This window comes from Streptomyces misionensis, assembly GCF_007896895.1.
Lineage (GTDB): Bacteria > Actinomycetota > Actinomycetes > Streptomycetales > Streptomycetaceae > Streptomyces > Streptomyces misionensis_A.
The window spans coordinates 2631-8584 of sequence record NZ_VOGW01000095.1 but is presented as its reverse complement, the minus strand read 5'-3'; the positions used below and the strand labels follow the sequence as shown (position 1 = coordinate 8584).

The following is a 5954-nucleotide window of genomic DNA, read 5'->3' as shown; positions in this document are numbered from 1 at the left end:
TCTCCGGACGGGTCGTCTCCGGGCGCAACGGCTCCCGGTCCGTCGGTTCCCGGTCCGTCGGTTCCCGGTCCGTCGGCTTGAGGCCCAACAGCTCCAGGCCGGAGACTTCCTGGCGCACCGCGTCCGGGTCGGTCGGTTCCGGGTCCGCCGACTCCCCGTCCACCGGCCCCCGGCCTGACCACGCACGGCCCACCGGCTCCCGGCGCGGCTCCCGCTCGACGGGGCCCTCGTCGTGCCCGCCGTCCGGCAGTGGTTCCGGGGCGTGCTCCGGGGGACGCGCCCCGGTCGACCCGTCCGGGCCGGGCGCGGCCCCCGAGTCCTCGTCGTACGCGTCCATCCCGCCCCGTCCCCTGTTCCGGCTCGGTCGTGGGCCGGCCCGGCCGGGCCGGCCCTCTGGGTCTGCTCGTCGATACGGCCGCCCGCCACCGGCGCCGCACGGTCCGCGAGCGCCGCACCACGGCACTCGCACGGAACGGTACTCAGCCCCGCCCCCTCCGGCACAGTCCGGGTGCGGGGGCCCTCCCGTCCCCGCACGCTTCGTCCACAGGCCCCGCTCGTCCGCGGGTTCCGCGCGGAGTTTTCCACAGCGGTTGACACTGTCCGGCCGCCCAGCACACCATTGATGCACACGACCGAACGATCGGTCGGGTGAATCCGTCACAGAGCCCGAGGTCAGGGGGACCGCATGGCCACAGCAGCCGCGCAGCGCACGGCCCGCCCGCAGGCGGACGGCGCCGCCGCCCGGGAACCGGCGGACTACCAGCGCGTCTTCGACGCGGCCGTGGCCGCCGACGAACGCATCGAACCGCGCGACTGGATGCCCGACGCCTACCGCGCCACGCTGGTCCGCCAGATCGCCCAGCACGCGCACTCCGAGATCATCGGAATGCAGCCGGAGGCCAACTGGATCACCCGCGCGCCTTCCCTGCGCCGCAAGGCGATCCTGATGGCCAAGGTCCAGGACGAGGCGGGCCACGGCCTGTACCTGTACAGCGCCGCCGAAACCCTCGGCACCGGCCGCGACGAACTGCTCGACAAGCTGCACAGCGGCCGCCAGAAGTACTCCTCGATCTTCAACTACCCCACGCTGACCTGGGCCGACGTCGGCGCGATCGGCTGGCTGGTGGACGGCGCCGCGATCACCAACCAGGTCCCCCTGTGCCGCTGCTCCTACGGCCCGTACGCGCGCGCCATGGTGCGGATCTGCAAGGAGGAGTCCTTCCACCAGCGCCAGGGCTACGAGCTGCTGCTGGCCCTGAGCAAGGGCACCCCGGAACAGCACGCGATGGCCCAGGACGCGGTGGACCGCTGGTGGTGGCCCTCGCTGATGATGTTCGGCCCGCCCGACGACGAGTCGCAGCACTCCGCCCAGTCGATGGCCTGGAAGATCAAACGCCATTCGAACGACGAACTGCGCCAGCGCTTCGTCGACATCTGCGTCCCCCAGGCCGAGTCCCTGGGCCTCACCCTCCCCGACCCGGACCTGACGTGGAACGAGGAGCGCGGGCACTACGACTTCGGCCCGATCGACTGGTCGGAGTTCTGGGACGTCCTCAAGGGCAACGGGCCGTGCAACGAACAGCGCCTCACCCAGCGCAAGCGCGCCCACGACGAGGGCGCGTGGGTACGGGAAGCGGCTGCGGCCTACGCGGCCAAGCACACCGGCGGCGCCGAAGCCGCCGCACACGAGACGACGGGAGCGGAGCGAGCATGAGCACCACCGACTGGCCCCTGTGGGAGGTCTTCGTGCGCTCCCGGCGCGGCCTCTCCCACACCCACGCCGGCAGCCTGCACGCCCCCGACGCCGAGCTGGCCCTGCGCAACGCCCGCGATCTGTACACCCGGCGCGGCGAGGGCGTCTCCATCTGGGTGGTCCCGGCCGCCGCGATCACCGCGTCCTCGCCGGACGAGAAGGACCCCTTCTTCGAACCGGCCGCCGACAAGCCCTACCGGCACCCGACCTTCTACGAGATCCCGGAAGGGGTGAAGCACCTGTGACCGCCACCGGACCCGCCACCGCCTCGGTGACCGCCGCGCTCGCCCTCGGCGACGACGCCCTGGTGCTCTCCCACCGCCTGGGCGAATGGGCCGGGCACGCCCCCGCCCTGGAGGAGGAGGTCGCCCTCGCCAACATCGCCCTCGACCTGCTCGGCCAGGCCCGGGTGCTGCTGTCCCTGGCCGGCGACGAGGACGAACTGGCGTACCTGCGCGAGGAACGCGCCTTCCGCAACCTCCAGCTGGTCGAGCAGCCGAACGGCGACTTCGCCCACACCATCGCCCGCCAGCTGTACTTCTCCACCTACCAGCACCTCCTGCACGCCGAACTCGCCGCGGGCGGCGGCCCGTTCGCACCGCTCGCCGCGAAGGCGGTCAAGGAGGTCGCCTACCACCGCGACCACGCCGAGCAGTGGACCCTGCGCCTGGGCGACGGCACCGAGACCAGCCATGAGCGGATGCGGCGCGCCTACGCGGCGCTGTGGCGGTACACGGGGGAGATGTTCCAGCCCGTGGAGGGCCTGGACGTCGACTGGCCGGCCCTGGAGTCCCGTTGGCTGGAGTCCGTCACCGAGGTGCTCGGCCGGGCCACCCTGAGCGTCCCCGAGGGGCCCCGCACCGGGGCCTGGTCGGCGGGCGCGGGCCGCCAGGGCATCCACACCGAACCGTTCGGGCGGATGCTCGCCGAGATGCAGCATCTGCACCGCAGCCACCCGGGGGCGTCATGGTGACCGCCACCGCCCTGGAGGCGGAGCTGCTGGAACTGGCCGGCTCGGTCCCCGACCCCGAGCTTCCGGTGCTCACGCTCCACGAGCTGGGCGTGGTGCGCGCGGTGCGGCTGCGCGACGCCGACACCGCCGAGGTGGATCTGACCCCCACCTACACCGGCTGCCCGGCGATCGAGGCGATGAGCCTGGACATCGAGCGGGTCCTTCGGGAACACGGCATGCGCGAGGTCACCGTCCGCACCGTGCTCTCCCCCGCCTGGTCGACCGACGACATCAGCCCCGAAGGCCGCCGCAAACTACGGGAGTTCGGGATAGCTCCCCCGCGGGTGCGCGGGTCCTCGGGCCCCGTACCGCTGGCCCTCGGCCCGACGCGCACCCAGGCCGCCGAGACCGAACCGGTCCACTGCCCGCACTGCGGCGCGGCCGACACCGAGCTGCTGAGCAGGTTCTCCTCCACCGCGTGCAAGGCGCTGCGCCGCTGCCTGTCCTGCCGCGAACCGTTCGACCACTTCAAGGAGTTGTGATGGCACGCTTCCACCCGCTCCAGGTGGCCGCGGTCGACCGGCTCACCGACGATTCCGTCGCCCTCACCCTCACCGTCCCGCCCGAGCTGCGCGCGGAGTACCGCCACGCTCCCGGACAGCACCTCGCGCTGCGGCGCCGGGTGGACGGCACGGAGGTGCGGCGCACCTACTCGATCTGCTCCCCCGCCCCCGCCCCGGACGCCGAGGGCCCCGTCAGTCTGCGGGTCGGGGTGCGGCTGGTGGAGGGCGGCGCCTTCTCCACCTACGCGCTGAAGGAGATCAACGTCGGGGACGAACTGGAGGTGATGACCCCGGCCGGCCGCTTCACCCTGGACCCGGCACCGGGGCTGTACGCGGCCGTCGTCGGCGGCAGCGGCATCACCCCGGTGCTGTCCATCGTCTCCACCCTGCTGGCGCGGGAGCCCGAGGCCCGGTTCTGCCTGATCCGCGGCGACCGCACGGCCGCCTCGACGATGTTCCTGGAGGAGGTCGCCGACCTGAAGGACCGCTACCCGCAGCGGCTTCAGCTGGTGACCGTGCTTTCCCGGGAGGAGCAGCAGGCGGGACTGCCGTCCGGCCGACTCGACGAGGAACGCCTCACCGGACTCCTGCCGCGGTTGCTCCCCTTGGAGAAGGTGGCGGGCTGGTTCCTGTGCGGGCCCTACGGGCTGGTGCAGGGCGCCGAGCGGGCGCTGCGCGGGCTGGGCGTCGACCGCGCCCGGATCCACGAGGAGATCTTCCACGTGGACTCCGGCCCGACCGCCGCCGGCACCGCACCGGCGGCCGCGCACAGCACGGTCACCGCGCGGCTCGACGGCCGCGGCGGCACCTGGCCCGTGCGGGAGGGCGAGTCCCTGCTGGAGACGGTGCTGCGCAACCGCTCCGACGCGCCCTACGCCTGCAAGGGCGGGGTCTGCGGCACCTGCCGTGCCTTCCTGGTCTCCGGCGAGGTCCGGATGGACCGCAACTTCGCCCTGGAAGAGGAGGAGACGGACGCCGGATATGTGCTGGCCTGCCAGTCCCATCCGCTGACCGAACAGGTGGAGCTGGACTTCGACCGCTGAGAAGCGCTCACGGACAGGCCGCCGAGGTTTCCGTTCTTCCAGGAGGTCCTCGCCCGGGTGCCGCCGTGCAGGCGGCGGACCGGTACATCGCTCTGCGGGCCGGTGAGGCCACCGGTGACAGGCCGCATGGCGGTTGGTCCCGGGGGCGCCGGGCCCGCTGCCCGTCGCCGAGGTGTGGCGGTGGCGAAGATCTGGGCGGCGCAGGGCGTCCGGCGAGTGGTGCGGACGGTGCGGCATCTGCCGCGGCGGCTACGGCGCGGACACCGACCATCCCCCGCACCGCCACCACGCCTGGGCCAAGCACCTGGAACCGGCACTCGGCCCGGCGGCGCGGCGTACGAGGAAACGCCCGGGGTCTGCCGGGGCACACCCGCTCGGCCGACCCCGGGGGCGTACTACAGCACGTGGCCCGGGCGGCCGTCGTCGGTGATCACCGGGCGGCCCGCGGCGGCCCAGGACTGCATGCCGCCGTCGACGTTCACCGCGTCGATACCCTGCTGCGCCAGATACATGGTGACCTGGGCGGACCGGCCGCCGGAGCGACAGATCACATGGATACGGCCGTCCTGCGGGGCGGCCTCGGTCAGCTCACCGTAACGGGCCACGAACTCGCTCGTCGGGATGTGCAGCGCTCCCTCGGCGTGACCCGCCTGCCACTCGTCGTTCTCGCGGACGTCCAGCAGGAAGTCGCCGTCCTTGAGGTCCGTGACCCCGACCGTGGGCACACCAGCTCCGAAATTCATGTCTCCGACGCTACCCGAAGGCGGGCCCGGTTCAGTCCTGCCCCAGCAGGACCGCCAGCTCCGCCTCCCGCTGGGCGATGTCGGCGCGCAGCTTGCCGGCGATCTCCTCCAGCAGCCCGTCGGGATCGTCCGGGGCGAGGCGGAGCATGCCGGCGATGGCGCCGTCCTCCAGCTCACGGGCGACCAGGGTGAGCAGTTCCTTGCGCTGGGAGAGCCATTCGAGGCGGGCGTACAGCTCCTCGGCGGGGCTCGGGAGCCGCTCGGGCGGCACCGGGCCGGCCGCCCACTCCTCGGCCAGCTCCTTCAGCAGCTTCTCGTCGCCCCGGGCGTAGGCGGCGTTCACGCGGGTCAGGAACTCCTCGCGCCGCTTGCGCTCGTCCTCCTCCTGCGCCAGGTCGGGGTGGGCCTTGCGGGCCAGCTCGCGGTAGAGCTTGCGGGCCTCCTCACCGGGCCGTACCCGCTGCGGGGGGCGCACCGCCTGATCGGTGAGCATGGCGGCGGCCTCGGGGTAGAGGCCGTGGCCGTCCATCCACCCGCCCAGCAGTTCCTCGACGCCGGGGATCGGCAGGACGCGGGCACGGGCCTCCTCGGCGCGGCGCACGTCCTCCGGGTCACCGGTACGCGCGGCCTTCGCCTCGGCGATCTCGGCGTCCAGTTCCTCGATGCGCAGATAGAGCGGGCCGAGCCGCTGTTCGTGCAGCCGGGAGAAGTTCTCGACCTCGACGCGGAAGGTCTCCACGGCGATCTCGTACTCGATCAACGCCTGCTCGGCGGCGCGGACGGCCCGTTCGAGCCGCTCCTCGGGACGTGGTGCGGCGGGCTGGTCAGCTTCCGGGGTGGTCACCCGCCCAGCGTAGCGCCGCACCGCGCCCCGGCCGGTTCGGCCGGTCACGGTGGCGG

At 73.2% G+C, this 5954-nt stretch carries 7 protein-coding genes and 2 pseudogenes; 6 read left to right on the top strand and 3 right to left on the bottom strand.

The annotated features are described in order from the left end of the window. Positions 1–337 (bottom strand): annotated as a pseudogene (locus FRZ03_RS39145) (hypothetical protein); the annotation flags it as partial. 348 nt (positions 338–685) lie between these two features. On the opposite strand from FRZ03_RS39145, the gene paaA reads away from it, so the two are divergent. The 6 genes and pseudogenes from paaA to FRZ03_RS40345 all read left to right on the top strand — a co-directional run. Next, positions 686–1714 (top strand): 1,2-phenylacetyl-CoA epoxidase subunit PaaA, encoded by a 1029-nt coding sequence (gene paaA, locus FRZ03_RS16455; protein WP_146465909.1) that lies wholly within the window; start codon positions 686–688, stop codon positions 1712–1714. Then, positions 1711–1998, top strand: a complete 288-nt coding sequence (paaB, locus tag FRZ03_RS16450) for a 1,2-phenylacetyl-CoA epoxidase subunit PaaB (RefSeq protein WP_014673816.1) — start codon at positions 1711–1713, stop codon at positions 1996–1998. The genes paaA and paaB overlap by 4 nt, the downstream gene beginning before the upstream one ends. Beyond that, entirely contained in the window at positions 1995–2726 is a 732-nt protein-coding gene (paaC, locus tag FRZ03_RS16445; protein WP_146465908.1) for a 1,2-phenylacetyl-CoA epoxidase subunit PaaC, read from the top strand. The genes paaB and paaC overlap by 4 nt, the downstream gene beginning before the upstream one ends. Beyond that, positions 2720–3247: a 1,2-phenylacetyl-CoA epoxidase subunit PaaD gene (gene paaD, locus FRZ03_RS16440; protein ID WP_146465907.1), complete on the top strand. Its 528-nt coding sequence runs from the start codon at positions 2720–2722 to the stop codon at positions 3245–3247. The genes paaC and paaD overlap by 7 nt, the downstream gene beginning before the upstream one ends. Continuing rightward, entirely contained in the window at positions 3247–4311 is a 1065-nt protein-coding gene (locus FRZ03_RS16435; protein WP_146465906.1) for a 2Fe-2S iron-sulfur cluster-binding protein, read from the top strand. The genes paaD and FRZ03_RS16435 overlap by 1 nt, the downstream gene beginning before the upstream one ends. A gap of 62 nt (positions 4312–4373) precedes the next feature. Further along, positions 4374–4741: pseudogene (locus FRZ03_RS40345) on the top strand (acyl-CoA dehydrogenase family protein); the annotation flags it as partial. Here the strand turns inward: FRZ03_RS40345 and FRZ03_RS16425 are convergent. Together FRZ03_RS16425 and FRZ03_RS16420 are read right to left on the bottom strand one after the other, a co-directional pair. Continuing rightward, positions 4707–5036, bottom strand: coding sequence for a rhodanese-like domain-containing protein (locus FRZ03_RS16425; protein WP_146465920.1), 330 nt, complete (start codon positions 5034–5036; stop codon positions 4707–4709). The pseudogene FRZ03_RS40345 and the gene FRZ03_RS16425 sit on opposite strands and share 35 nt — an antisense overlap. 49 nt (positions 5037–5085) lie before the next feature. Beyond that, positions 5086–5898, bottom strand: a complete 813-nt coding sequence (locus FRZ03_RS16420; RefSeq protein ID WP_146465905.1) for a hypothetical protein — start codon at positions 5896–5898, stop codon at positions 5086–5088. Between the last annotated feature and the right edge of the window lie 56 nt (positions 5899–5954).

Excerpts from the sequence above, each read along its gene's own strand:
- paaA (WP_146465909.1), top strand. The coding sequence starts at position 686 with ATGGCCACAGCAGCCGCGCAGCGCACGGCCCGCCCGCAGGCGGACGGC.
- paaB (WP_014673816.1), top strand. The coding sequence starts at position 1,711 with ATGAGCACCACCGACTGGCCCCTGTGGGAGGTCTTCGTGCGCTCCCGG.
- paaD (WP_146465907.1), top strand. The coding sequence starts at position 2,720 with ATGGTGACCGCCACCGCCCTGGAGGCGGAGCTGCTGGAACTGGCCGGC.
- FRZ03_RS16435 (WP_146465906.1), top strand. The coding sequence starts at position 3,247 with ATGGCACGCTTCCACCCGCTCCAGGTGGCCGCGGTCGACCGGCTCACC.